The sequence below is a fragment of the Prevotella jejuni genome, assembly GCF_900187995.1.
GTDB lineage: Bacteria > Bacteroidota > Bacteroidia > Bacteroidales > Bacteroidaceae > Prevotella > Prevotella jejuni.
The window spans coordinates 34,552-61,120 of sequence record NZ_FZNZ01000012.1; the positions used below are offsets into that span (position 1 = coordinate 34,552).

The following is a 26,569-nucleotide window of genomic DNA, read 5'->3' on the forward strand; positions in this document are numbered from 1 at the left end:
TTCTGTCTTCCCTTAAATTATGTCATTAAAGTAATACGTCTTTATGTCATTCTGTCTAAACTCTTGTCTTTCTGTCTTCCCTTAGAATATGTCATTAAAGCAATATGTTTTTATGTCATTTTGTCTTCCCTTTGAATATGTCATAAAAGTGATATGTTTTTATGTCATTCTGGCTTCATAAAAATATGTCATTAAAGAAATATGTCTTTATGTCATTCTGTCTAAACTCTTGTCTTTCTGTCTTCCCTTAGAATATGTCATTAAAGCAATATGTTTTTATGTCATTTTGTCTTCCCTTTGAATATGTCATAAAAGTGATATGTTTTTATGTCATTCTGGCTTCATAAAAATATGTCATTAAAGAAATATGTCTTTATGTCATTCTGTCTAAACTCTTGTCTTTCTGTCTTCCCTTAGAATATGTCATTAAAGCAATATGTTTTTATGTCATTTTGTCTTCCCTTTGAATATGTCATAAAAGTGATATGTTTTTATGTCATTCTGGCTTCATAAAAATATGTCATTAAAGAAATATGTCTTTATGTCATTCTGTCTAAACTCTTGTCATTCTGTCTTGTTTTATAGTCTCACAGGCATTGTTATTTGTAGTTCTGTGAAGTCTGCCTTCGTTGCATGTGCATTAACGCTGAAGCCTAAAGTAAGATTCTTTAGCTTAGGGAAACCATAAAACACACCAACTTGTTCATGATAAGGTCTTTCCAATCCATTGCGTGATTTATAACCCATGTGTCGGTAGAGGTAATAGCCTAAGCTGACACGAACAGACATGTTACCATAAAAGATCTCATGACGACCTTCAATGCTCAGTGACCACGGACTATGCTTCTCTCCAGTGTATCCATGTTCCTTATCATGTTGTGCAACCCTACTAATATAATCTCCATAGAAAAGACCAAAGCCTACGCCAGATGCCCAGCGACGTGCATAACGATAGAGTAGGTGAGTATGGAAAGAATAGGCTCCGTAGAAAGCAAACTGCTCCCTACGATAATCAGGATGTCCTTGTGGAGTTTCAAATTGTGTCTGCTGCCAATCCTCAAGTAAAGTTTTACCACCTATTCCAAGGGTGAATTCAGTAAACCAATACTTTTGGAAGGGATCTTTAGGATGTGTGTTACCCTTTGCAACTTTCGTTGTTTCCTTCTCTGGTTCGTATACAATACCAAGGAATGGACCTAAATAGTTTGCACCTTTGTTGGGTCGTGCCATAGCCCCATTGCTATGGTGTGCAAAGTCTAATCCAGCTTTTATGCTCCATTCCCTTGCTACCTTATATTGTCCGTACAGTCCTGCTGTGAAGAAGATATTAAGGTGTGAACCAATATATTCGTTGTCAATATTGTTCTTTTGGTTATATTTTAGCGAAGTATAGCCTACGCCAGTGCCTAAGTAATAGCCCCACTGCCAGTGTTCACTACGATAAAGTGGACGGTTAAACGTACCATAGAGGGTTAGGAAGTTCCCTAATTTACTGGTATAATCTACTGGCTGTGCCTCTCCCCATGGGGTATCTTTATGCATAGTAGTCCCATGGTTAAGGTTATAGCGCAGACCAACAGAGAAGGTTGGGTAGTTATAATCACGTGCAAAATCATTTTCTGTTGGTGTGATATTTACTTGTGCAGCTATGGCATGCGTCTCTTTCGTCTTAGTCCAGATACGTGGTTCCTTGTCTATACATAAAGTTTGGGCTGGCGTATAACGCACCTCTATACCAGTTTTGGATATAGCAATAGAATCACACTCCTCTGCAGAAGCAACTGCAGAGAGTAGTAAAAAAGGTATGAAAAGGAGTTTTCTCACTTGTCTTCAGACGGTATCAGAGCACCTGTATCCTGTAGCCAAGTGTTACTTCTAACATGCTGTTTCGAGCGTTCTTTAATAAATCCTTTGCTTCAGTATCTCTTGCTAACTTTCTGAAGTATAGGTTGTAACGTGCCTCTACCTGCCACTGTTTCCATTCATAGCTGATGCCAATAGGGATAGCTACGTCACCTTTATATATGTGATCCTTCAGATTGATATTTTTTCCATTTTTCTCTTTAGCATGTGCACTGATAACATATCCAGTGTGTACTCCAGTAGTAAAACTCCATGGTAAATCTGCCCAAGGATACCAACGTACTATATAGTTAGTGTTGATATAATGCAAATTGATATTGTATGGACCATATTTTTGTATAATAGGGTTCCCATAGTCGTCTGTGGCGTTGATATTACGATAGATACCTGAGCCTCCTTGGTGGCTATATTGCATTTCAACGTCTATTGCAAGGTTTTTAGCCACGAAGACTTCAACGTATGCACCAGCAACAGCCCCCAACTTAAAATTGTTATCAACACCTATGAGGTTTGATAAGTTTAATCCAACTTTTGGGGCTGCGTATAAATCCCATACCGTATGCTCACCAGTTGGTTTGGTATCTTGAACAATAGCTCCTTTAACGTCTTGATAGCCTTCTTTAATAACTTCTCCAATACGTTTTGCGGCGTTCTTGTTTATTACCTGAGCCTGTCCGTTCGTCAATGCCCCTAAAAGGATGGCAGCAATCAATATAATCTTTTTCATTTTTTAGGATAACTGATTCTGTTGCAAAGATAGTGAATTTTCTTCAAACCATTGATATCTTGTGGCTTTTTCATACATATAAAGATACAGAATGCATGTTTAGACAGAATGACATAAAGACATATTTCTTAATGACATACTAAATCTTGAGTTTGTGGTCGAGAATTAAGTACGTCATTATGCTTCCTAAAGGGGAATTATACCCTGTTTAAGTTTCTTACTGCAGACTTAGAGTCATTCTGTCTCCGCTTACAATATGTCCTTGAAGAATATGTCTTTATGTCATTCTGTCTGTGCTTACAATATGTCCTTGAAGAATATGTCTCTATGTCATTCTGTCTCCGCTTACAATATGTCCTTGAAGAATATGTCTCTATGTCATTCTGTCTCCGCTTACAATATGTCCTTGAAGAATATGTCTCTATGTCATTCTGTCCCCGCTTACAATATGTCCTTGAAGAATATGTCTCTATGTCATTCTGTCTCCGCTTACAATATGCCCTTAAAGAATATGTCTCTATGTCATTCTGTCTTCGCTTACAATATGCCCTTAAAGAATATGTCTCTATGTCATTCTGTCTCCGCTTACAATATGCCCTTAAAGAATATGTTTCTATGTCATTCTGTCTCCGCTTACAATATGTCCTTGAAGAATATGTCTCTATGTCATTCTGTCTCCGCTTACAATATGCCCTTAAAGAATATGTCTCTATGTCATTCTGTCTATGTGAAGTATACTCATTCTGTCTCTCCATTGCTTGTTAGTTCGAAAGGGGTTGGGAGATGAGGGTGTTTTATATCGCATACTAACAAATATTCTATTAATATTCTTTCTTTTCTCATTTTTTTTATTTAATTTTGTACCCATAATAAAGGAAATTAGAACTATTAACAGAATGATTCTGCGAACGAAGCATCTACTGAATTGACCAGCACAGTTTTTGTTGTTTAACTAACGATTGTTACTGTACCACGTCTATTTGTTTTTGCCCATTCGTTCTTATGTGGAGGAACCGTGATAGTTGTCAGCCTGCAAGCTATTCATTGTTTGTAGGGAGGAGATGATATTTCTTTTTTCAGCTTTAATCGGTATCTACGTCTTCTTTGTTTTGTTCTCTTTTCCTTATCTAATCTAAGAGTATCTTAATATTATGAATAACCAATGGAAACAAACGAATTGCTGAGCTTAGACACTTTCCCAAAGCGTTATGAAGCTTGCTTCCTTGAGAATTGTGCAGTGAGAGAAGATTGTCTTCACCATTTATATTTCAAGTTACAACCAGCTTCCAATACATGGGGAGATGCAATCTTTCCCTCGGCACTTATGCCCGAAAACCTTATCAATGGTTGTTGCAGAATGTTTCATGCAAAGAGACTTGTCACTTGTTATGCTGGTTTCACTCATTTCTTTGATGAGGTAAGACGCAAGGACTTACCCTCTCTTCGCAATGAAGTCTATTCATATTTCCGAGGACGAAGTAATTTCTATCGTTATGGCAATGCAGAAAGAGGTTATCTTTATACGCAGTCGATGGCAGACGATGTGAAAGCGTTATTTATGGAGTATGGCTACAACGAGCCTAAATACGAAAGAACATTCAAGTCAATAGTCTTTTATGAGTAGGTATTGACTCTGTTTTAATTTAATGTTCTATTCATTTAAGCATGGTAATAATGCTCTTATAGTTTTGTCCGGCAGCTCCGGACAGTCTTTCCGACATCCCCGGACAATTATTCCGGATACTCCGGACATGTTGTCCGGAGGTCTCGGACAATATGTCCGCAAATCTCGGATTTATCTTTAGACAACTTTCTTATAGTTAAAATACAGGTGCTTATTATTAATGCAGAAAAAGTCCTAATTTGTAGACTTGGCTTCAAACGGTTTTAACTATATAGAAATTGAATTATCTAAAATAAAAGTATTTTAAGATTATAATATAGCTATTACAATTTGCCTTTTATATATATAGATTGTAGAACTATGAATAAAGATATTATAACAGTAACATCACCATTGTTACCAAATCTTGATGAGTTTACAGAATCTCTTAAAGAAATCTGGGAGAGTAAGTGGATAACAAATAATGGACAGTTTCATCAGAAATTAGAAGCTGCTTTAGCTGAATATCTAAAAGTCCCATACGTTAGCTTGTTCACAAATGGAACTTTACCGTTGCTAACAGCTCTCCAAGCTTTGCGTATAACAGGTGAAGTTATAACGACACCTTATAGTTTTGTTGCAACAACTCATGGCCTATGGTGGAATGGTATCAAGCCTGTATTTGTTGATATTGATCCATCTACAGGCAATATAGATCCCCAAAGGATAGAGGCAGCAATAACACCACGTACAACAGCTATCCTTCCTGTTCATGTGTATGGTAAACCATGCGATACAGAAGCTATTCAATCAATAGCAGATAAATATGGTTTGAAAGTGATATATGATGCAGCACATGCCTTTGGTGTTGAAGTGAATGGGGAAAGTTTGTTGAATGCTGGTGATATGAGTACACTGAGTTTTCACGCCACAAAGGTATTTAATACAATTGAAGGTGGTGCAATGGTGATGCATGATGAAAAGACCAAGCAACGCATAGATTATTTGAAGAACTTTGGTTTTGCTAATGAAGTTGAGGTGGTTGGTCCTGGTATCAATAGCAAGATGGATGAGATTCGTTCAGCTTATGGCTTATTAAACCTAAAGCAAGTTGATGCTGCTATTGCAGCGAGACAGAAGGTGGCAGTAGCTTATCGAGAGGCTCTACGGAATGTTGATGGTATTTCTTTTTGGGATGATATGCCTGGTGTTCGTCATAACTACAGTTACTTCCCAATTTTTGTTGATGCAGAGAAGTATGGCATGACACGTGATGAGCTTTATATGAAGATGAAAGACCAAGGTGTATGGGGACGTCGATATTTCTATCCACTTATCAGTGAGTTTTCTACATATCGTGGTTTGGAGAGCTCTCGCCCTGAAAATCTGCCTAATGCACACATGATGGCTGACACAGTTATATGTCTACCTATGCATCATGCACTAACTGAGGCGGAAATAGATAAAATTATAATGGTAATTTCAAAAAGCTAAGGGATGGAAAAAATAAATGATATTCTATATACAGAGCAAGGAAGTTTGACAGCTTTTTCTGCTTCAACTGCGAAAAGTGGTATGAGAGAGGAACGTATAGAATATATGACAAAGGTTGTTTTATGTGTTGCAAAATTGTTACGGTTACCATTAGATAAGACTATTAAACTAATTAAAGAACATGATCTTTCTTCTCTTTTAGAAAATTCATATAGAGTGCGAAGAGAGCGTGGAATAGATTATATTGCAAAGAGTATATATAGAGCTTTAAAGCCTTGCTTATGAAACTATACCATGGCACCTCTGAAGAATTCGAAATCCCTAATATCGTTATGTGTAAACCAATGACTGATTTTGGGAAGGGGTTTTATCTATCTTCAGAAATAAAATTGGCAAAAGATTGGAAAAAGTTTTCACCTAATCATCATGTTTTGATTTTCGATATCGTTCTATCTGACATAAATACATGTAAGTTGCGAATTAAACGTTTCAATAAAGCGGATAAAGAATGGGCAAAGTTTATTTATAACAATCGGAGAGGAAAATGTAAAAGTAATAGATATGATTTAGTAATTGGACCAATAGCTGATAATGGTATTGAAGTGTTATTTCAAGAATTAGAGCATGGAAATAAAACAAATGAAGAGTGGGAAAACTTGGCAAAAAAATTATCTTTAAGAAAGTTCTCTTCTATTCAGTATTGCTTCAAAACAGATATGGCATTGAAACTTTTAAAGTATGAAACAAAGAGTTGATAATGACAGTTTAATAATCCTTCATCTAAATACAATGATGTCTTATTTAATTAATAAGAAACGTTGTACTTATGGGGACGCAATGGAATTAGTTCTATTGTCAAAGACTTATCATGCGCTTCTTACTGATAAACTTTATCGGAATCAAGGAAGCTTATATGTTTTAAACGATTTTATTGCAGAGTATAATCAAGCCTTACAAGCATAATGAACAAACAAAAAAAACTGATGCTTCTCGGAGGTATTCGTTATCTCCTACCTGTTATAGAAGCAGCACATCGTCATGGTTACTATGTCATTACCGTGGATTATGTTCCTGAAAATATTGCTCATCAATACTCGGATGAGTTTCATAATGTCAGTATTCTTGACAAAGATGCGGTTTTGCAATTAGCACAGGAACTTAATATAGATGGAATATTATCTTTTGGTGTAGACCCTGGTGTAGTAACAGCTGCGTATGTAGCTGAAAAGATGGGACTTAGCTTTCAATGTTCTTATGATTCTGCTTGTATCTTACAGGATAAGTCACGATTTCGTCAGTTCTTAAAAGATAATGATTTCAATGTACCCAATGCAAAGGGTTATTCCTCAAAAGAAGAAGCTCTTGCTGATATAGCATATTATAACTGGCCTATTATTGTCAAACCAGTTGATTCTGCAGGAAGCAAAGGGGTTACGCGTGTCGATGAACTAGGGCAACTCTCCTCAGCTATTGATTATGCTCTGAGTGAAAGTCATAATGGGAATTTCATTATAGAAGATTTCTTAGAGAAAGAAGGTAATTCTTCTGATTGTGATGGGTTTAGCATAGATGGTAAGTTGGTGTTCTGTTCGTTCGATGATCAATTATTTGATACTAAAGCACTTAATCCTTATACTCCAGCTGCTTATACTTGGCCATCAACGATTCCGCAATGGGCACAAGAAGAATTGATGAGTGAATTACAGCGTTTGATGTCATTGCTTAATGTTAAAACAGGAGTTTATAATATTGAAACACGTCTATGTAAGAATGGCAAGCCATATATAATGGAGCTTGCTCCTCGAGGTGGAGGCAACAGACTATCAGAGATGATGAAGTATATCTCAGGTCAAGACCTCATAGATAACTGTGTTCGTGCTGCTGTTGGTGATTCTATAGACGAAATCCATCAGCCAGAGTATGATGGATATTGGGCAGAAATCATCTTACATTCTGAAAGAGACGGTGTTTTTCAGAGTATAGAGATAGATAAAACGGTAGAAGAACGTTTTCTTATAGAGAAAGATATCTGGGTAAAAGCAGGAGATAAAGTGCAAGGTTTTACGGGAGCTAATACAACAATAGGAACATTAGTTTTAAGATTTAATACTAATGAGGAAATGACATATTGCTTGTCTAATCAGGAAAGGTGGATCAAAATTATTGTATTATGAGACAAAAAGCTATTGGTGGATATTTCTCGTTAGAGTTGCCATATAATGAATATGGAGAATATCATCGTGATGCTATAAGATTAAATACTGGACGTTATTGTTTAGAGTATGTCTTAAGAGTAAAAAAGTACACGAAAGTATATTTACCATATTATATGTGTGATGCTGTCTTACAACCAATTAATAAATTAGGGTTAGACTATCAATTTTATCACATAGATAAATATTTTCATATAGCGGAAGTATTACATCCTAAAAAAGATGAAGTTATTTTATATTGTAACTATTTTGGTTTAATGGATGAGTATGTAAAAATAGTTACTGATAGGTATGCCCCTAACATCATAATAGATAATACACAGGCCTTTTTTAGTCGACCGCTTCCAGAAATTGACACTTTTTATACTTGTAGAAAGTTCTTTGGCGTTGCCGATGGGGCTTATCTTTATACTGATAAAGAGGCTGATTTTGATATTCCGCAAGACTATTCATCTTCGAGGATGTTATATCTGCTTAATCGGCTTGATATATCAGCTGAAAAAGCGTTTGAAGAGTATCATATAAGTGAAAACTTATTAGATTCTTCAGGGATAAGAAAAATGTCAAAAATCAGTGAGAATATACTGAAATCAATTGACTATAAAAAAATCGTAGAAAAACGGAGGAAGAATTTTTTATTACTCAATGATGCATTGAAAGAAAAAAACATTGTCGAAATCAATTTAGATAGTCTTGCTGTTCCAATGATTTATCCTATGTGGGGTATAAATAGACAACTAAGAGAACTACTAATAAAAAATAAAGTTTATATAGCAACATATTGGCCGAATGTTATGAAGTGGGCTACATCTGATTCTATAGAATGTCAACTTGTTAAAGAATTAATACCTCTACCTATTGATCAAAGATATGGGAGAGATGATATGGAAAGTATCATTAAATACGTATAGTATGGGAATAATAACCTTGCATTATTATTTGATTTTTATATTTTGATTATGCCAAAGTATGTGTAAAGATAAGATATCAACAGAAGAGAGCTCTTTGAAGGAGAAAGCTATAAATGGTGTCAAGTGGACCTTTGTGGATCAAGTGGGATCCTTAGGTATTAGTTTTATTGTGGGAATTGTTTTAGCCCGTTTGCTTGAACCATCAGAGTATGGATTAATAGGTATGGTTACTATTTTTACAGCAATAGCTACAGTCTTTACAGATAGCGGTTTTGGTCAAGCTATGGTACGCAAATCAGACTTAACAGAAGAAGATAAACTTACTGCATTTTGGTTTAGCAGTAGTATGGGTTTATTTATATACATATTACTTTTTTTTTCAGCACCTTATGTTGCCATCTTTTATAAAGAATCACAACTTACTAGTATTTTACGTGTCACAAGTATCCCTATTTTATTTAGTGGGTTACTTACCATTCCAAATATAATCTTTACACGTGAGATTAACTTTAAAGTAATAACTAAAATATCTATTTCTAGAGCAATAATAAGTGGTTGTGTTGGAATATATATGGCTATAATGGGTTATGGTGTTTGGGCACTTATTGTTCAGAATCTTATTTCATATCTTATAGCAATCATATTATTTAACTATTTTTGTCGATGGAAAATAAAGATTATTTTTAGTAAGACCAGTTTTCACTATTTATGGGGCTTTGGTAGTAAGATGCTTATATCAAGTCTCTTAAATACAATATATAATAATTTATATCAGATTGTTATTGGGAAATTCTACTCAGCAGCAGACTTAGGACAATATCAGCGGGGACAAAGCTATTCAGGACTCTTTTCAAATACTTTAACGCAAGTGGTACAACGTGTTAGTTTTCCAACGTTAAGTAAAATACAAAATGACGCAGAGCGTCTGAAATATGGATATCAAAAAATTATTAAGATGTCGATGTTGGTATCTTGTTTAGGAAGTATGGCATTAGCTGCAATGGCAAAACCACTAATTGTTGTTCTTATTGGTGAGAAATGGATGCAAGCTGCGGATTATCTTCAGATTATAAGTTTAGGGGCTTTACTTTATCCAGCACATGCCATAAATCTAAATGTGCTGACAGTTATGGGGCGTTCTGATTTATTTCTTAAGATTGAAATAATAAAAAAAATCATCGGCATTTTCCCTATTGTAATTGGTATCTTCTTTGGTATTAAAGTTATGCTTTGGGGTGGTGTAATAAGTAGTTTTTTGTGCTTTGCCGTGAATGCCCACGAATCTAAAAAACTTATAAATTACTCCTTTGAAGAGCAATTTCGAGATATAATTCCTTTCATAGTAATTTCGTTATTCATTGCTGCTTTTGTTTATTGTATATCATTACTATCAATATCGTTAGGTCTAGTAATAATATTGCAAAGTGTTTTATTTTTTAGTCTCTCGTATTGTTATTTTCAATTAACAAAAAATGTAGAATTTCTAGAACTAAAAAAAATAATTATTAATTCCTTAAGAAAATGATTAGATTAGTACATGTCATAAAAGATAATAAATTTATTAATAGTACATATGAGGTATTCAACTCCTTAAGTAGAACAGATTTGATTTGTAAATACGTTTTTATTACACAGGATAGACAATATACTTTCAAAAATCTAAAAGAAATTGTTTCAAGTATTGATGTATTGCATGAATCTGAGTTCTTAGATTATCTCAACCAAAATTCAATAAATGCTATTATGCTTCATGGATTGAATTTGGTGGATACTTTACCTTATATAAACAATAGTATAAAGATTTTCTGGTTTGCATGGGGATATGATATATATTCTTATCCTTCGCACAATCCTTTTATTCCATTAAAGCTTTATAAACCTTTAACAAAAAGATATTCGAGAGATACTTTTCTCAATCAGTTAAGAATTTTGCATGGAAAATTTGATACTTTGTGTAAATATAAAAAAATAAAGCGTGCTATAAGTAGAATTGATTATTTTTCAGGTATTATTCCTGATGAATATATGCTAATGAAGAAAAATCATTATTTCAAAGCTAAAGAGGTTGTTTTTAATTATTTCTCTATAGATGATGTCTCATATGATGATATTAACCAACCTTACTGTGGAGGTAATGCTATTCAGGTCGGTAACTCCGCAAATCCAACAAATAATCATATAGATTTATATAAGTCTATTTCAAAGCTTAATTTAGATAACACAAAAGTATATTCATTCTTAAGTTATAGTGGTCCCCAATTTTATATAAATAATGTAGAGAAATATGGTGAAAAGTTCTTTGGATCAAACTTTGTAGCTATAACAGATTTCTTGTCTTATTCTGAGTACACAAAAATCGTACAAGAATGTAGTGTTGTTGTTATGGGACATATTCGGCAGCAGGCTATGGGGAGTATATACACTTCTATTTGGTTGGGCTGCAAAGTTTTTTTATATGAAGATTCTATCGCATATAAATATTTAAAACGTCTAGGATTTCTAATTTTTACTATTGAAAAAGATTTAACAAAAAAGGGAATAGAACGAACATTGTCGAATGCAGAAAAACTATATAATAGGAAAAAATATTTAGAATATCATTCTAAAGAAAAACATTTTGAAAATTTAAATAAGATAATAGATTTGATAGATAATGTTACGAGTTGATAATAAGACATTAAAAGAATGTTGTGGTTGTACAGCATGTGTAATTTCATGTCCTTTTGGTGCTGTAAAAATGGGCCCAGATGCGTTGGGGTTCAAATATCCAGTAATAAATAATGATCTATGTACAAATTGTGGTAAATGTTTTAAGGATTGTCAATTTGTAAAGTCCTATAAAGGTTTTAATGATTTTGAGGAACCACTTGTATATGCTGCTCGATTTAAAGATGAAAAGAAATTAAGAGAAAGTCAAAGTGGTGGTGTGTTTTCTGCAATTGCAGAAGCAATACTTGCAAGAGGTGGTGTTGTTTATGGTGTTGCTTATTCTGAAAACTATAAAATTAGTCATTGTAAAATAACAAAGAAAGAGGCGTTAAATTCTATAAAGGGCTCTAAATATGTACAGAGTAACTTGGATGGTATATTTTTAGATGTAATTAATGAATTAAAAAATGATAAGCTTGTTTTATTTTCAGGAGTACCTTGCCAAGTTGAAAACTTAAGGAAGCAAACAGAAAGACTTAAAAGAGGGAAATTGATAACTATTGATATATTGTGCCATGGCGTTGGGGCTCCAAAGGTGTGGGAGGATTATTTACATTATCTTGAAATTAAGTATTCTTCCTCTTTACAAAATGTAAATATGAGAAATAAGCTCTTAGGCTGGAAAGGTGGAATAGAAACATATACCTTTAAAAATAAAAAGAGGATTATAACAGAGTCTTACCTTTATCTCTATTTTTCGCATTACATCCAAAGAGAGAGTTGTTTTAATTGTCCCTATACAAATTTAAAACGTGTAGGGGATATTTCATTAGGAGATTTCTGGCATTGGGAGAAAACATCACATCAAGAATTTAGGGATAATAAAGGAATTTCTTTGGTTTTAATTAACTCGTCAATAGGAAAAGAAATATTTGAGGAAGTATCAGGTTCTTTAGAAATAATACCAAGTAATACCGAAGAGTGTATGCAAAATGTTTTAAGGAAAAGCGTAGAGCCAAATATTAAGCGTAATGTTTTTCTAAAAGACTATAATAAAAAAGGATTTAAATATGTAGCTTATAAATATGGAGATATGGGATTTATTTATAAAACAAAAATCTTCATTGCAAAGATTTTTTCAATGTTTAAACAATAATTATGAAAATAGGAATTATTACTTTTCAATGTGCACATAATTATGGAGCAGTTTTACAAGCTTTTGGCCTAAAAGAAGTTCTAAAATCATCAGGTAACTCTGTGAATATAATTAATTATAGACCACCATATAAAATTAATTCATATCGTAAGTTTAATCCAAGAAATTGGTTGTCAAAAAATCCATATAAATGTATTATTCGTTTTTTTACAGAGATTATTGTTAAACCGACAAGAATTAAACGATGGTATGGTTTTGAGCATTTTATGAATAAATATTTGGATTTGTGTCCGTATGATAAAGATGATGATTATTCTGCTTTTCAAGCATTGGTATTAGGGAGTGATCAGATTTGGAATCCTGGTTTAACAGGTGGAAATTTTGATAAAGTTTATTTTGGTGGAAATGCTAAGTGTGACATTATTTCTTATGCTGCAAGCAGTAGATTTGATAGTTTAACGGAAGAACAAAAAGAGTTTTTTTCGAATGCGCTTCCTAAGTTAAAGCAAGTTAGTGTAAGAGAAAGTTCTCTAGCAAATTTATTGCAGCCTATAATTAACAAAAAAGTATTTACGGTTGTTGATCCAACTCTTTTGGCAGGGAAAGATATATTTGACAAAATAGCAATTTCTCCTAAAGAAAAGAAATATCTCCTTTTATATCAAATCGGTCAGTGGGACAAATTAAATGCGTTTACTGCTAAAATTGCTAGAAAATTAGATTTAGAAGTTATAGAGATAGTATCACACCCTATGATGCCTAGAAAAGGTCGAATTCAAACGGCGTCTCCATGTGAGTTTATAGGGTATTTTAAGAATGCCTCTTTTGTAGTTACAACATCCTTTCATGGTTTAGCATTCTCGCTTATGTATAATAAACAGTTTTACTGCTTAAAACAAAATACTAATGCCGATTTACGATTGTTATCTTTACTAAATAAGCTAGGACTTAATAATCGTTTTTTAGAGCCAGACGAAGAACCAGCTTTTGATAATATTGATTTTCTTAGCGTTAATGACAAATTAGAAAAGGAGGTTCAATATTCTAAAGAATATTTGGATAATGCATTAAATTAAAAAATAAAAATATGATAGAAAAGATTAAAATAGCTGTTATTGGCTTAGGTTATGTTGGTTTGCCTTTGGCAAGATTATTCTCAACCAAGTTTAAGACTGTTGGTTTTGATATGAATCAGAGTCGAGTAGATGCGTTAATGGCAGGTCATGATGCTACATTAGAAGTATCAGATGAGTTATTACAGTCTGCTTTGAAAAATGGATTTGTCTGTACAACTAATCTGGAGGATATTAAAGACTGTAATTTTTATGTTGTAGCTGTACCAACGCCTGTTGACGTAAATAATCGTCCAGACTTGAAGCCTCTCTGGGGTGCAAGCGAAACTGTAGGTAAAGTTATTTCTAAGGGCGATATTGTTGTTTATGAGTCAACAGTGTATCCTGGTGTAACTGAAGAAGAATGTTTACCAGTTGTCGAGAAAGTTTCTGGCTTAACATTTAACAAAGACTTCTTTGCTGGTTATTCTCCTGAGCGTATAAACCCAGGCGATAAGGAGCATACTGTAGAGAAAATTAAAAAGGTAACATCGGGTTCTACTCCTGAAATTGCAGCTTTGGTAGATAATGTGTATAATGCAGTTCTTATTAACGGAACACATAAAGCACCTTCTATAAAAGTAGCTGAAGCTTCAAAGATTATTGAAAACTCTCAACGTGACGTTAATATTGCGTTTATGAATGAGTTAGCTAAGATCTTTAATGCAATGGGTATCGACACAAGAGATGTGATAGACGCTGCTGCTTCAAAGTGGAATTTCATTAAGTTGAATCCAGGTTTAGTTGGTGGTCATTGTATCAGTGTAGACCCTTATTATCTCATTCAAAAGGCACAGGTCTATGGAGTTTTGCCACGTATTATGTCTGCTGCACGTAGATTGAATGATGGTATGGGAGATTACGTTGCAAATCAGACTATCAAAATGATGAATAAGAAGGGTGCACTCGTCAAAGATTCTAATATCTTAATACTTGGAATCACCTTTAAAGAAAATTGTCCAGATATTCGTAATACGAAAGTTGTAGACATCTATTCTACACTATCAGAATATACCTCAAATATTACTGTTTACGACCCATGGGCTAATGTTGATAGGGTGAAGAAGGAATATGGAATTGAAGCTGTTGAGGTCTTACCAAAAGATAAGAAATATGATGCAATTATTCTCGCCGTATCTCATAAACAGTTTGCTGATACAAACTGGAGAAAGAAATTGAATGAGAATGGGGTTATTTATGATGTAAAAGGAATGCTCTCTCCTGATATAATAGATGCGAGATTATAATAATCAACTATTAATATTTGTTAAATAAAAAATAGATTCTAACGTGATAAAGTTGTCTTTTATAATTCCTGTTTATAATGCAGAAGCATATTTAGAACGTTGCATTCAGACACTGTATATGCAAGATATATATGAGGAGGATTTTGAAGTTATTATGGTTAATGATGGCTCTACGGATAATAGTTTTACCATTGCTCAAAAAATAGCAAATGAACATAAAAATATAAAACTCTTTACACAAGAAAATCAAGGATCTTCTGTGGCTAGAAATATTGCATTAAATAATGCTAATGGGAAATTCGTATCTTTTATTGATAGTGATGATTTTTTGATTCCTTATACTCTTAAGAATGTTTTGGAAATTGCTGAAAAAAATCTAATAGATATATGTTCATTTAAGCTAATTGTTCAGACCCCTGTAGGAGACAAATTGGGTAGTGAACAAAATTTGCCTAAATTGAAAGTTATGACAGGTGAGGATGCTATAGTGAAAGGTGTTAATTTCTGGTCTGTATGTTCCTCTATTTTTTCTTTAGATTTCTTAAATCAGCATAATATTAGGTTTACAAACGGAATTATTAGCCAAGATTCTGAATTTAATATGAGAGTATACCCTTTGGCAAAGCGTGTTATTTTTACTGATATTATAAGTTACTATTATTTTGATAATGTAACATCTGCAACCAAAAGTAAAGACTATAAGAAAGTATTAAAGAAAATAGAGAGTTTAGTTTACATAGCTAATAGTACTAAACAAGTTGCATCGTTATTAAAATCTCCATTCTTAAGAAATAATTATATACAACGTTCCAATTCTATGGTAATAGGACTACTTAAATTACTTATTGGCAATCCATATTCATTATCAAAAAATACTAAAAGGGATATTTTTGAAATGATAAAAGAAAAAAAGATATATCCTATTAAGGGGGGGACTTTGTCATGGAAATCTTCTCTGTTATTACCTATCTTTAATAATGAAATACTGATAAAGGCAATGTTGCAAATATAACAACTTTAGAATTAATTATGGAAAGAATACTAATTGATGCAACGATTATTCGCTTGAATGACATATATAAGAGCCTGCCGATTTATATTTTCAGATATCTTGATTCAATAGAAGAAGAGGAATATGGTAGATATAATATTTTAGTTTTAGATGAAGTTTTTGAATATATGAGACAAAGGTATTCTATGTTCGAATATATTGTATACAATCCGTATACATCTAAAATGTCTTCGAATAGAATTATTAGGTTTATTCAACGTTGTCGTTTATATAAAAGAACAGTAGAATGCAGTGGGTGTCAAATACTTTTTATACCAAATGATTTAGTAACATTCAGTTCCATAAAAACAACCTTAAAAAAGGTTACAGTGATACATGATATGAAGTCCATTAATAATAGGACAAGGTTTTCTATTGGTTTTATTATAAATTGGATATATTACCATCAGCTCTTGTCTAACTCTGATAAAATAATATCAATTTCTAAATTTACACGGGATGATATTTTAAAATTTTTCCCAAGAACAAATTTAGATAAGCTCCAAGTTATCTACAATAGTGTTGAAATATCAGCTAAAAAAAATGAGAATTGGAAAGACTCTTATAAAAACTATATTTTATTTGTAAATACGCTACTACCCTATAAAAATATAATGACTTTTTTGAATGCTTTCTATCTGATAAAAGATAAAATAAAGCAGAATATTATAATTGTAGGAAAAACAACAGAGTATTGGACTAATGAAGTCATACCATTTTTAGAACAAAAAGGGTTATTACATAGAGTTGTTCATCTGGAAAATATTTCTAATGCAGAACTTGTAAAACTTTATCAAGATGCTTCTCTTTTCGTAACAACATCTTTAAAAGAAGGATTTGGATATACTCCTATTGAAGCTGCTATGTGTGGATGTCCTGTCATATCTTCGAAGTGTGAAGCATTATTAGATACTACAAAGGATTTATTATTTTATTATGAACCTGCGCAAGATGCTGGGGAACTTAGTAAGCAAATATGCTATGTTATAAATAATCCTCCATCAAAGAAAAAGTTAGATGATATAGCTTATAAATATAGAGAAATTTATTCTCCTCAAAAGCAATATCGAAATTTTAAACAAATATTTAATTCTCTATAACAGTTATGCAGAACAATAACCGACTATCAAACATTGAATTGCTTAGGCTCGTATCCATGTTTCTTGTTATGTTCTTTCATGTAACAGATGCAATTTCACAGAAAAATAATATTGCGGAGAATAGCATTGATGATATCATGCTTGCTACTTTTAGTAGCTTATCAATTATTTGTGTGGATATCTTTATTCTAATCTCAGGGTACTTCGGTATAACTTTCAAGATGAAAGGGGTTATTAAACTTTTCTTTCAAATATTTTTCCTTTCATTATTAATTTATGGTATCTTATGCATTATAGGATATGCTACTTTTAATATAAAGGATATTTGGCATTGTACATTTGGAATATTTAGTATGTATTGGTTTGTTTGGGCATATATTCTCTTGTATATATTTGCTCCAATTTTGAATATTTTTGTTGAAAATTCTACAAAAAAGGAGATGTCTACTTTTCTCATGTCATACTATATATTTGCGTTATATGTATATTGTACATTAAAGGTTGATATTGTTTTTTATAAAGGTTTTCACACTTTGGCTTTTATAGGGTTATACTTATTAGGTCGTTATATTAAAATATATACTCCTAAATGGTCTACGTACTCTTGGAAAAAAGATATTGGTATTTATTTTATAAGTGCTTTTACTTCATTCCTTCTTATAGTAGTAATGAAAAATGTATCCAATAGTCCAGAATTGATATCTCAAAAATGTGGGAATTATATTTCGCCTACAACTCTTGTTTCCTCTGTATTTTTCTTTTTAGCATTTACGAAGTTTAATTTAAAAAGCAAGTTTATAAATTACTGTGCATCTTCTGCATTTGCTGTATATATTTTACATCAACAATTTGATGCAAAAGCAATATTTTATAATTCTATAGGACTTTTCTATTCGTCGGTACCTATATACATTTTTTATCCTATGATAATTTTGGGACTTGTTTTATTATTTATGGTGTTTATCGTTATTGATAAAGTAAGAATTTACGCTTATAATTTAATTTCCAGATGAGACAAAGAGTTTGGCTATATATAGAAAGTGATTATTATCGTTGGACAGGAATTTTAAGAAATAAAGGTGAAGGGAAATTTTTCCATCTTAGGATATTATTATTTGCGCTCTTTGGACGTGTACCTGGCTTTACATATAGTTTCTGGTTCAGAATGGCAAATGCAAAAGGAATATTGGGAATAATCGGGCGTTGGAAGCATTATAAAAATAAAATAAGATATGGATGTGAGGTAATTTATTCTACTCAAATAGGATATGGCTTATATCTTTCACACCCTTTTGCTATTACAATCAATGCTTCGGCAGTTATAGGTGATAATTGTTATATAAATAAAGGATTAAATATAGGTTCTAAAAATCTCAATGCTGCAATAATTGGCAACAATGTCTATATTGGGCCTAACGTTTGTATTATTGAGAATGTTCATATTGGGGACAATGTTACTATAGGGGCTGGAGCTGTTGTTGTAAAAGATATTCCAAATAATGCAACAGTTGCAGGTAATCCTGCAAGAATTATTTCTTACAAAGACCATTCAGATTTAAGAAACAAAGTTTGGAATTGTGAATGGAACAAATATAATAAAGAATGAATCCACAAATATCTATTATTGTTCCGGTATATAATGGGGAGCGTTATCTCCATGAGTGTATAGATAGTATTCTTAATCAAAGTTTTACAGACTTTGAGTTAATATTAGTTGATGATGGCAGTAAAGATGGCTCTGCCCATATATGCGATGATTACGCAAAGAAAGACCAAAGGGTACGGGTTATACATAAACAAAATGAAGGTATAAACGCTACTCGAAGACGTGGAGTTCGTGAAGCTAATGGCACATGGATTAATTTCTGTGATAATGATGATTCTTTACCTCAGGATGCATTAGAAAATTTATATCGTCTTACAGAGAATACAGATATTGTAATAGGCTTTCCTGATACGCCTAATTATCAAAGAGAATTATCACTTGATGATTGTCGTCGCAATATGATTACTGCAAAACTTCTCCCGCCATCACCTTGGGCGAAATTGTATCGTCGTTCATTATTGACAGATGATATTTTTGATTTTCCTCGGGAAATAGACGGAGAAGAAGATATGATAATGAATATTCGTTTAATGTTCAAGATTACCCGTGCACCACATATATGTTTTAAAAAGGTGTATAATTTCCGGCGTAATACAGCTAGTGTATCCCATACAAAAAAAGCTTCTTTAGAACATGAGGAGATTTTTGATAAGATAAGGGCTATATCTATTCCTTCTGATGTAATCTCTTGTTATATGTCAGAGATTTTGTGGAGTAGATTGAATGGCCTTGTTGGTATTGCATTTAATAATCCAGAATTTATTGTTGAATGGAAACATCCTTATCTTGTCCAGCTTAAGAGTGATATAAAAAGATATCAATATAAGCTAAATCTTCAACAATGGCTAATGGTACATATTCGCACAAAAAAAATATTAAAGCTTTGTGCTTTCATGATTATGGTAAAGAATTTCATTAGATATCGTTTAGGGCTTAATAACTAATTGTATTTTTATGAGATTAACTTTAATATCCTTATCCACTCCTACATTTAATAATTGTCGTGCAGCGAGTGCTTTACCTTATCATTTGATATCTTCAGTAAAGAAGTCTTTTTCTGCGTCTGTTGATGTTTATAGCTATAATATTAATGAATTAGATACAAACCAGATTGAGCAAGTAGAAAAAGAATTGAATATAACAATTCATCTGTTGGATAAACCCAAGTGGTTAAAATTGATGATGATGTTACATTTAGTCTTTCTTCGAGTTTTTTTGAAATATCCACTGTATAGTTATTGTAGTTTACCCCAAAAACATATTGATGCTATTAAAAGTACACACTCTGATGTTATTTGGATTTATGGTGAAGAGTTAGCTAATCATTCTAAATATTTTGAAGGTTCAAAATGTATAGTAACTATGCCTGATTGTGAATCTCTTTATTATTATAGGATGCTTCGGCAGCCTTGGGCAACTATGAGGTTATTGCAGATATTGAAGTATGCATTTGCATACTGGCAGTACAAGAGTTTAGAGAGGCTTTTCTGTGAGAAAGATGTAATATATCATTTTGTTGGTAAGGAGGATGCGGATTTTTTTAAATTGATGAACGGTCAAGCTAATTCTTTATTTATGCGCCATCCTTTATATGCCTATAATAGCGAAAAGACTATAAAGTTTCATCAACCAAAGATAAAATTATTATTTACAGGTAGATACGATTTTTATTGTCAGCATGGAAGTGACGATTTTTTATCAGAACTTGAGAAAAATCGTAATGGTTTATCTTCTTATTTCGAAATAACTTTTTTAGGAAAAGGATGGGAGAAGTGGAATGAAAAACTTCATAAAGTAGGATTTCAGTCTCAGCACATTTCTTTTGCACCAGATTATATAGCAGAATTACAAAATCACGATATACAAGTTAATGCTATAGATGTAGGTACTGGTACGAAAGGTAAGGTATTAGACGGGATAGCAAATGGTTTGTTAATCATCGGTACACCATACGCATTAGAAAATATATCTGTAAAGAATGGAGATTCGTGTGTTATGGTTTCTAATGGTATTGAATTCATTCAATCTCTTTATGTAATAAAAGCAAATATATCTCTTTATGAGAGTATTGCTAAAAAAGGGCAAGAGAAAGTCCTGTTAGAGCATAATACAATGGCTATAGCAAGAAATCTTTTTGGGAATTATAAATAAAAAAATAATTTATGTGGTTGTATCTTCTAATTTTCTTTATACCAGTTTTTTTCTTCCTATCTACTAACCCAGGAAGGAATCAACATAGTTCATTTTTGTTCCTGTTTCTTTTAGGCTTATCTCTTTTCGTGGGCTTTTCAGATATGTTTGGCGGTTATGACAGATATATTTATGGGGAAATTTTTGATAATATTGCTGATGTAACAACTATAAAAGGAGATTACTCAGATTCACTTTATTATTATTCTTATAGTAGTGAGGTTGGTTATACTTTTCTAAATGTATTAATATCTTTTTTTACTGAAAATCGATACATTTTTATCTTAATAGTCACATTGATTATTTATACATGCTTATTTATATCTCTAAGAAAGTATACGGAGAATTATCCATTGGCCGTAGTCTTATTTATGGGCTTATGGTTTTTCTTTACATTTACCTATTTGAGACAAGTGCTTGCTGCAACAATTGTATGGTTAAGTATTCAGTATGTTGTTGAACGTAAGTTTTGGAAATTCTTGGTAGTCTTTCTTATAGGATTCTCTATGCATAATTCTGCTATTATTTTCTTTCCTCTGTATTTTATACCATTAAAAAAATTCTCACCAAAATTAATAGTAGGAGTTATGCTGTTTTTACTATTGTTAGGACTATCTCCTTTACCTAACTCACTTTTTGAAGTATACGAGAGTAGTTCTATTGTTGAACGGCATGCAGAGTATAATGCAAGTGGAGGCTTAAGAGTTGCATATATTTTAGAAGCATTCTTCTTTTTATATCTTATATTGAAGAACTACAAAAATATTCCTAATGATAAGCAACATGTTGTTTTGTTGAATATGGCACTTGTTTTCTGTGGTATTTTATTACTTTTTGTACGTTCTGAGAATGGTGGTCGTTTGAGTTGGTATTATATGATCGGTATAATCGCAACGATAACATCTATTTGTACTTATAAAACAAATATACAGAATAAGATTCCTATTTTTCTTATAGGGCTGAGTCTATTTCTTTATATACGAATTTATACAGGATGGCAGGTTTATCTTAATTTATATCCTTATAAAACATTCTTTACAAATGGTGTTAGAGTTGGAGATTATAGTTGGGAAAATTATGAATACAATCATGAATACGATAATGATAAATTTTGTCGTAAGGCTTTTCGTTTTTTACCAAATTTGTAATATAATTTATGGACAAAATAAAGGAGAGATATTCAAACTTTGAATTGCTTAGAATTGTTGCGATGATTTTGGTTCTAATAGTTCATGTACTTATATGTCTACCTCGCCCTACGACTGCTTTTGTTATAGCTGAACCTTTTAAAGCAATAAGTTTCTATTTTACAGATGCAATTTCTATAATTTGTGTTAATGTCTTTATTCTTATTTCCGGATGGTTCGGTATAAATTTAAGACTGCAAAGACTAAGTATACTTTTGTTTCAAGTTTTTTTCTTTGCAATTGTAATTTGGGGAGTACTTGTTTTTATTGAACCTAGTAAGTATATGAATTTGCAGAGCTTAACAACGGTCTTAATGCTAAATGGTAGTGACTATTGGTTTATCAAAGCTTATTTGGGTCTTTATTTTTTATCGCCTATTTTAAATGTCTTTGTGGAAAAAGTGGATCAAAAGTATTATCGTGATATTTTGATACTACTTTATATTTTCCAAACTATTTATGGATGGTTCAGTATTGATGGAGCAGCATGGATAGCAGGTGGATACTCTGCTTTTTCTTTTATTTGTCTTTATCTTTTAGGTAGATATTTAAAAAAATATGGCGATACTATTAATGTAGGAAGATATTTTAGAATTTGTTCCCTCTCAAAAGGAAATCTATTGCTATTATTTTCAAGTATTGTTTTTCTTCTAACCTTTTTAGCGTATACGGTTACATATTTAGGAATCCCAATAGAAGGGCGTTTGTTTACTTATACAAATCCGCTTGTTATATTAGAATCTATTGTTTTAGTTTTATTATTTAGCAAAATTAAATTTAAAAGTTCTATCATAAATCGAATTGCTTTCTCATGTTTAGCAATTTATTTATTGCATGGAAACGAACTTATCTTACGTCCTTATTATGGTAAGTGGATTGCTCAGTGGTACAGTTGTGAGACAACGACAAGCTTTGTTATGAGAACCTCGTTTTTAATCTTTGTTGTGTTTATAATGGCTATATCTTTGGATCAGATTCGTCTTGTTTTAAGCAAGATAATATTTTCAAAGAGTAAATGTGTTTGATATGATTGATATATTAATTAGTGTCTTTACTCCCACATATAATCGTGCAGACCTTTTGCACCGCCTATATGACACTTTAATTCTTCAAACATATAAGAATTTTGAATGGATTATAGTAGATGATGGTTCTAAGGATAATACTAAAGACGTTGTTAGTTCCTTTGTAAAGGAAGGAAAGCTAAATATACATTATGTACAGCAAAAGAATGGCGGAAAGCATAGGGCTATTAATTCAGGTGTTAAATTAGCCAAAGGAGAAATCTTCTTTATTTTAGACAGTGATGATATTCTTCCTAATAATGCTTTAGAACTGGTAGTTGAAACTTATCAACCTATTAAACATGATATATCTTTTGCTGGTGTGTCAGGCATTGATGGATATTTTGATGGACGTATAATAGGTAGTGGGCTTCCTGATAACTCTATAGATTGCAATTCTGTTGATATTCGATATAAGTTTCATGTAACAGGAGATATGAAAGAAGTCTTTCGTACTTCTATAATGAAAGAGTTCCCCTTCCCAGATATAGAAGGAGAAAGGTTTTGTCCAGAGGCTTTGGTGTGGAATCGTATCGCAAAAAAATATAAGTTACGTTATTTCAATAAGATAATATACAAGGTAGAGTATCAACCAGAAGGATTAACTTCTAATATAGTTAAAGTTAGGATGAAAAGTCCAATTACCTCTATGATGTGTTACGCAGAGATGTTAGAACTTAACATTCCCTTTAAAGATAAGTTGAAAGCTGCTATTAACTATTGGAGATTTCGTTTGTGTTATAATGGAAATGATAGTTATCCGAAGATTCCTGGATTATGGAATGCTGTAGCACCTTTAGGTTGGTTGATACATTTGAAAGATAAGCGTGTAAATAAAAGATAGTTAAGAGGATTCTATAATTCATAACATACCTGTATATATGTGTTAAACTGGAATGTTAGTCCTATATTTGGTTCCAAGCATACTAACACTGAAAATGCTATATTATTATGTGTCTTCTCGGAAGCAAATAGATTATTACTATTGCGTAAATTTTCGGTTTTGCTGTCATTCCTATCACTTGAGAGTAAGTCATAACCCTTTGAATATCAATTTTATATAATGAAATGTTAAAAGTGACAGCAAACACGTTTTAAACTTTCTGTGGTATTTGTGGAATACTTTTGAAGATTATCTGGCATTATAGAACAAAAGAAACAGGATAATGAGAATATTACAAGTCATAACATCTTTGGATATGGGTGGGGCTGAAACTTTGGTGGTTAATTTGATACCAAGGTTGCAGGCTTTGGGGAATACGGTGGATTTATGTATCTTTAATGAAAAAGAAACACCATTGACTCAGAGATTAAGGAAAGAGAGTCCACAGACAAAGATATATGCGTTAGGACATGGGGTTTATAATCCGCTCTATATATTAAAGCTGGTAAAGATAATGAAGAATTATGATATTGTTCATACGCATAATTCTTCACCACAGCTATTTGTAGCAATCGCTAACTTATTTAGTTCTCGAAAGTTGGTCTCTACGGAGCATACAACTTCTAATCGTAAGCGTGATTGGAAATGGTATGCACCAATTGAAAGCTGGATGTATGGACAGTATAATCATGTTATCTGTATAAGTCAGATTGCTGAGGACAAGTTGCGAGAGTATATGGGAGGAGTTTGGTTAGATAATACCAATCCTCAATATAATCAAATCTCAACAATTAATAATGGCGTAGATGTTAAGGCTATAAGTGATGCAACTCCCGATAATGCTTTGTTGTCATTAAAGGAACAAAGAAAAGCTATTTTGATGGTAGCTGGATTTCGGGATGCGAAAGATCAAGATACGGTTGTTAAAGCCTTAGGGCTACTCGATAACAGTCACTTTGAGGTTTGGTTTGCTGGGGTTGGTATACGTCAAGAAATCGTTAAGCAGTTAGCAGATTCACTTGGTGTAAGTGAGCGAGTTAGATTCTTAGGCTTACGTACTGATATTCCAAATGTCCTGAGAGCAGCAGATGTTATCGTGATGTCTTCTCATTGGGAAGGGTTGAGCCTTAGTAATGTAGAGGGAATGAGTGCACATAAGCCTTTTATAGCCTCTGATGTTAATGGCTTGAAAGAAGTTACTAAGGGATATGGTATTCTTTTCCCACATGAGGACGCAAAGGCATTGGCTGATGAAATTAAACGTTTAGTAAGTGATGAGACTTATTATAACGAGATTGCTGAACGCTGTTATAATAGAGCTTTAGAGTTCGATATCAGTATGATGGTTGTTGGTTATAACAAGGTATATAATGAAATATAATAATAAAAACATACTCCATGTTGTAAATATTTACTTTGTACTTCCTTATTTTATAGGAGGGCAATTTAAGTACTTTAAAGAGAAGGGATATCGTTTCCACGTTGTGTGTTCAGCGTCAGAATACTTGGATGCTTATGCCAAGGAGAATGGTTTTGATTATCGTGTGATGCCTGTTCTGAGATCTATTAATATTCTTCAAGATTTTAAGACTATTGTTGGTATTTGTCGATATATCAAAGAAAAAGAAATAGGGATTGTTGTTGGACACACGCCTAAGGGTGGTTTGTTGTCGATGATAGCCGGATGGTTAATGAGGGTGCCAAATCGTATTTATTTCCGTCATGGACTTGTCTATCAAACTTCACGTGGGCTAAAACGTTTTGTCCTTATGAGTGTAGATCGATTGGCATCCCTTTGTGCGACCAAGATAGTATGTGTGTCTCCTTCTGTTTTACAACACTCTGTAGAGGATCATTTAGCGCCCGCAGCCAAGCAATTAATTCTTCATAAAGGGACGTGCTGTGGAATTGATACCGAAGGAAAGTTTAATCCAGATAATATTGATACAGCTAAGCTATCTTCTATGAGAAGAAAGTGGGGCATTGATACTAACGATTGGGTGATAGGGTATTCCGGTCGTTTAGTGAAGGACAAAGGAATTATAGAGTTGGTAAGAGCTTTTCGCAAGGTAAAAAAAGACAATCCTCATTACAAACTTCTTCTTGTTGGAATGTTTGAAGTTCGAGATGCGCTTCCTGATGATGTTCAAGAAGATATAAAGAAAGATACTCAGATTATATGGACTGACTTTCAGAATTGTGATATGGAGTATTTTTACGCAATGATGAATGTTTATGTCCTTGCATCTTATCGTGAGGGATTTCCTACAGGTGTTTTGGAGGCTCAGTCAATGAAAGTCCCTGTTATTACAACTCGTGCAACAGGATGCTGTGATTCTATACTTGAAAATGAGACAGGATTGTTTGTAAGACATGATGTAGACCAGTTGGCTGCAGCTATTCGTCGTATTCATAATGGAGAAACAAATATAGATGGAGTAAAGGCACGTAAGTGGGTTCGTGATAACTTTGAGAATCATATTGTTTGGAAAGAAATAGAAAAATTATATTGA

General features: G+C 32.7%; 25 protein-coding genes. 22 read left to right on the plus strand and 3 right to left on the minus strand.

The genetic code is table 11. The features are described from left to right. Nucleotides 1–579: 579 nt before the first annotated feature. The 3 genes from CHB62_RS05920 to CHB62_RS15465 all read right to left on the minus strand — a co-directional run bounded on the left by CHB62_RS05920 (nucleotide 580) and on the right by CHB62_RS15465 (nucleotide 3,345). Nucleotides 580–1,824 (minus strand): acyloxyacyl hydrolase, encoded by a 1,245-nt coding sequence (locus CHB62_RS05920; protein ID WP_089366085.1) that lies wholly within the window; start codon nucleotides 1,822–1,824, stop codon nucleotides 580–582. Between the two features lie 16 nt (nucleotides 1,825–1,840). Then, nucleotides 1,841–2,590, minus strand: coding sequence for an outer membrane beta-barrel protein (locus tag CHB62_RS05925; protein ID WP_089366086.1), 750 nt, complete (start codon nucleotides 2,588–2,590; stop codon nucleotides 1,841–1,843). A gap of 197 nt (nucleotides 2,591–2,787) precedes the next feature. Next, a complete protein-coding gene (locus CHB62_RS15465; RefSeq protein WP_089366087.1) occupies nucleotides 2,788–3,345 on the minus strand; it encodes a hypothetical protein in 558 nt (185 codons plus the stop codon). Nucleotides 3,346–3,752: 407 nt separating this feature from the next. Between CHB62_RS15465 and CHB62_RS05935 the strand changes: the two genes are divergently transcribed. The 22 genes from CHB62_RS05935 to CHB62_RS06045 all read left to right on the plus strand — a co-directional run bounded on the left by CHB62_RS05935 (nucleotide 3,753) and on the right by CHB62_RS06045 (nucleotide 26,569). Further along, a complete protein-coding gene (locus CHB62_RS05935) occupies nucleotides 3,753–4,214 on the plus strand; it encodes a DUF6078 family protein (RefSeq protein WP_089366088.1) in 462 nt (153 codons plus the stop codon). 360 nt (nucleotides 4,215–4,574) lie between these two features. Further along, nucleotides 4,575–5,687 carry a DegT/DnrJ/EryC1/StrS family aminotransferase gene (locus CHB62_RS05940; RefSeq protein ID WP_089366089.1) on the plus strand — a complete coding sequence of 371 codons (1,113 nt, stop codon included), beginning with the start codon at nucleotides 4,575–4,577 and terminating at the stop codon, nucleotides 5,685–5,687. 3 nt (nucleotides 5,688–5,690) lie between these two features. Beyond that, nucleotides 5,691–5,972, plus strand: a complete 282-nt coding sequence (locus tag CHB62_RS05945; RefSeq protein WP_089366090.1) for a hypothetical protein — start codon at nucleotides 5,691–5,693, stop codon at nucleotides 5,970–5,972. Continuing rightward, nucleotides 5,969–6,442 (plus strand): DUF3990 domain-containing protein, encoded by a 474-nt coding sequence (locus CHB62_RS05950; RefSeq protein WP_089366091.1) that lies wholly within the window; start codon nucleotides 5,969–5,971, stop codon nucleotides 6,440–6,442. Before CHB62_RS05945 ends, CHB62_RS05950 begins: the two co-directional genes overlap by 4 nt. A 207-nt stretch (nucleotides 6,443–6,649) precedes the next feature. Further along, nucleotides 6,650–7,861: an ATP-grasp domain-containing protein gene (locus CHB62_RS05960; RefSeq protein ID WP_089366092.1), complete on the plus strand. Its 1,212-nt coding sequence runs from the start codon at nucleotides 6,650–6,652 to the stop codon at nucleotides 7,859–7,861. Beyond that, nucleotides 7,858–8,811 carry a hypothetical protein gene (locus CHB62_RS05965; RefSeq protein ID WP_089366093.1) on the plus strand — a complete coding sequence of 318 codons (954 nt, stop codon included), beginning with the start codon at nucleotides 7,858–7,860 and terminating at the stop codon, nucleotides 8,809–8,811. The genes CHB62_RS05960 and CHB62_RS05965 overlap by 4 nt, the downstream gene beginning before the upstream one ends. Nucleotides 8,812–8,869: 58 nt before the next feature. Next, nucleotides 8,870–10,336, plus strand: a complete 1,467-nt coding sequence (locus CHB62_RS05970) for a lipopolysaccharide biosynthesis protein (protein WP_089366094.1) — start codon at nucleotides 8,870–8,872, stop codon at nucleotides 10,334–10,336. After that, nucleotides 10,333–11,478, plus strand: coding sequence for a TDP-N-acetylfucosamine:lipid II N-acetylfucosaminyltransferase family protein (locus tag CHB62_RS05975; RefSeq protein ID WP_089366095.1), 1,146 nt, complete (start codon nucleotides 10,333–10,335; stop codon nucleotides 11,476–11,478). The genes CHB62_RS05970 and CHB62_RS05975 overlap by 4 nt, the downstream gene beginning before the upstream one ends. Continuing rightward, entirely contained in the window at nucleotides 11,465–12,616 is a 1,152-nt protein-coding gene (locus tag CHB62_RS05980) for a Coenzyme F420 hydrogenase/dehydrogenase, beta subunit C-terminal domain (protein ID WP_089366096.1), read from the plus strand. Before CHB62_RS05975 ends, CHB62_RS05980 begins: the two co-directional genes overlap by 14 nt. Nucleotides 12,617–12,618: 2 nt before the next feature. Then, complete coding sequence (locus CHB62_RS05985; protein ID WP_089366097.1) at nucleotides 12,619–13,692, plus strand: polysaccharide pyruvyl transferase family protein; 1,074 nt, start codon at nucleotides 12,619–12,621, stop codon at nucleotides 13,690–13,692. 14 nt (nucleotides 13,693–13,706) lie between these two features. After that, nucleotides 13,707–14,975, plus strand: a complete 1,269-nt coding sequence (locus CHB62_RS05990) for a nucleotide sugar dehydrogenase (RefSeq protein ID WP_373272990.1) — start codon at nucleotides 13,707–13,709, stop codon at nucleotides 14,973–14,975. 43 nt (nucleotides 14,976–15,018) lie between these two features. Continuing rightward, nucleotides 15,019–15,987, plus strand: a complete 969-nt coding sequence (locus tag CHB62_RS05995) for a glycosyltransferase (RefSeq protein ID WP_176414846.1) — start codon at nucleotides 15,019–15,021, stop codon at nucleotides 15,985–15,987. A gap of 17 nt (nucleotides 15,988–16,004) precedes the next feature. Beyond that, the gene (locus CHB62_RS06000; protein ID WP_089366100.1) at nucleotides 16,005–17,126 is read left to right on the plus strand and encodes a glycosyltransferase; all 1,122 of its coding nucleotides are present in this window, start codon (nucleotides 16,005–16,007) and stop codon (nucleotides 17,124–17,126) included. A gap of 5 nt (nucleotides 17,127–17,131) precedes the next feature. Beyond that, nucleotides 17,132–18,139, plus strand: a complete 1,008-nt coding sequence (locus CHB62_RS06005; RefSeq protein ID WP_089366101.1) for an acyltransferase — start codon at nucleotides 17,132–17,134, stop codon at nucleotides 18,137–18,139. Continuing rightward, entirely contained in the window at nucleotides 18,136–18,732 is a 597-nt protein-coding gene (locus tag CHB62_RS06010) for a serine O-acetyltransferase (RefSeq protein WP_089366102.1), read from the plus strand. Before CHB62_RS06005 ends, CHB62_RS06010 begins: the two co-directional genes overlap by 4 nt. Further along, nucleotides 18,729–19,676: a glycosyltransferase family 2 protein gene (locus tag CHB62_RS06015; RefSeq protein WP_089366103.1), complete on the plus strand. Its 948-nt coding sequence runs from the start codon at nucleotides 18,729–18,731 to the stop codon at nucleotides 19,674–19,676. Before CHB62_RS06010 ends, CHB62_RS06015 begins: the two co-directional genes overlap by 4 nt. Before the next feature lie 10 nt (nucleotides 19,677–19,686). Further along, complete coding sequence (locus CHB62_RS06020; RefSeq protein WP_089366104.1) at nucleotides 19,687–20,883, plus strand: glycosyltransferase family protein; 1,197 nt, start codon at nucleotides 19,687–19,689, stop codon at nucleotides 20,881–20,883. An 11-nt stretch (nucleotides 20,884–20,894) separates the two neighbouring features. Beyond that, nucleotides 20,895–22,070, plus strand: coding sequence for an EpsG family protein (locus CHB62_RS06025; RefSeq protein ID WP_089366105.1), 1,176 nt, complete (start codon nucleotides 20,895–20,897; stop codon nucleotides 22,068–22,070). 8 nt (nucleotides 22,071–22,078) lie between these two features. Then, nucleotides 22,079–23,134 (plus strand): acyltransferase family protein, encoded by a 1,056-nt coding sequence (locus CHB62_RS06030; RefSeq protein ID WP_089366106.1) that lies wholly within the window; start codon nucleotides 22,079–22,081, stop codon nucleotides 23,132–23,134. Nucleotide 23,135: 1 nt separating this feature from the next. Then, complete coding sequence (locus CHB62_RS06035; protein ID WP_176414847.1) at nucleotides 23,136–24,017, plus strand: glycosyltransferase family 2 protein; 882 nt, start codon at nucleotides 23,136–23,138, stop codon at nucleotides 24,015–24,017. Nucleotides 24,018–24,339: 322 nt separating this feature from the next. Further along, nucleotides 24,340–25,437 carry a glycosyltransferase gene (locus tag CHB62_RS06040; protein ID WP_042856182.1) on the plus strand — a complete coding sequence of 366 codons (1,098 nt, stop codon included), beginning with the start codon at nucleotides 24,340–24,342 and terminating at the stop codon, nucleotides 25,435–25,437. Then, nucleotides 25,427–26,569 carry a glycosyltransferase family 4 protein gene (locus CHB62_RS06045; RefSeq protein ID WP_009011879.1) on the plus strand — a complete coding sequence of 381 codons (1,143 nt, stop codon included), beginning with the start codon at nucleotides 25,427–25,429 and terminating at the stop codon, nucleotides 26,567–26,569. Before CHB62_RS06040 ends, CHB62_RS06045 begins: the two co-directional genes overlap by 11 nt.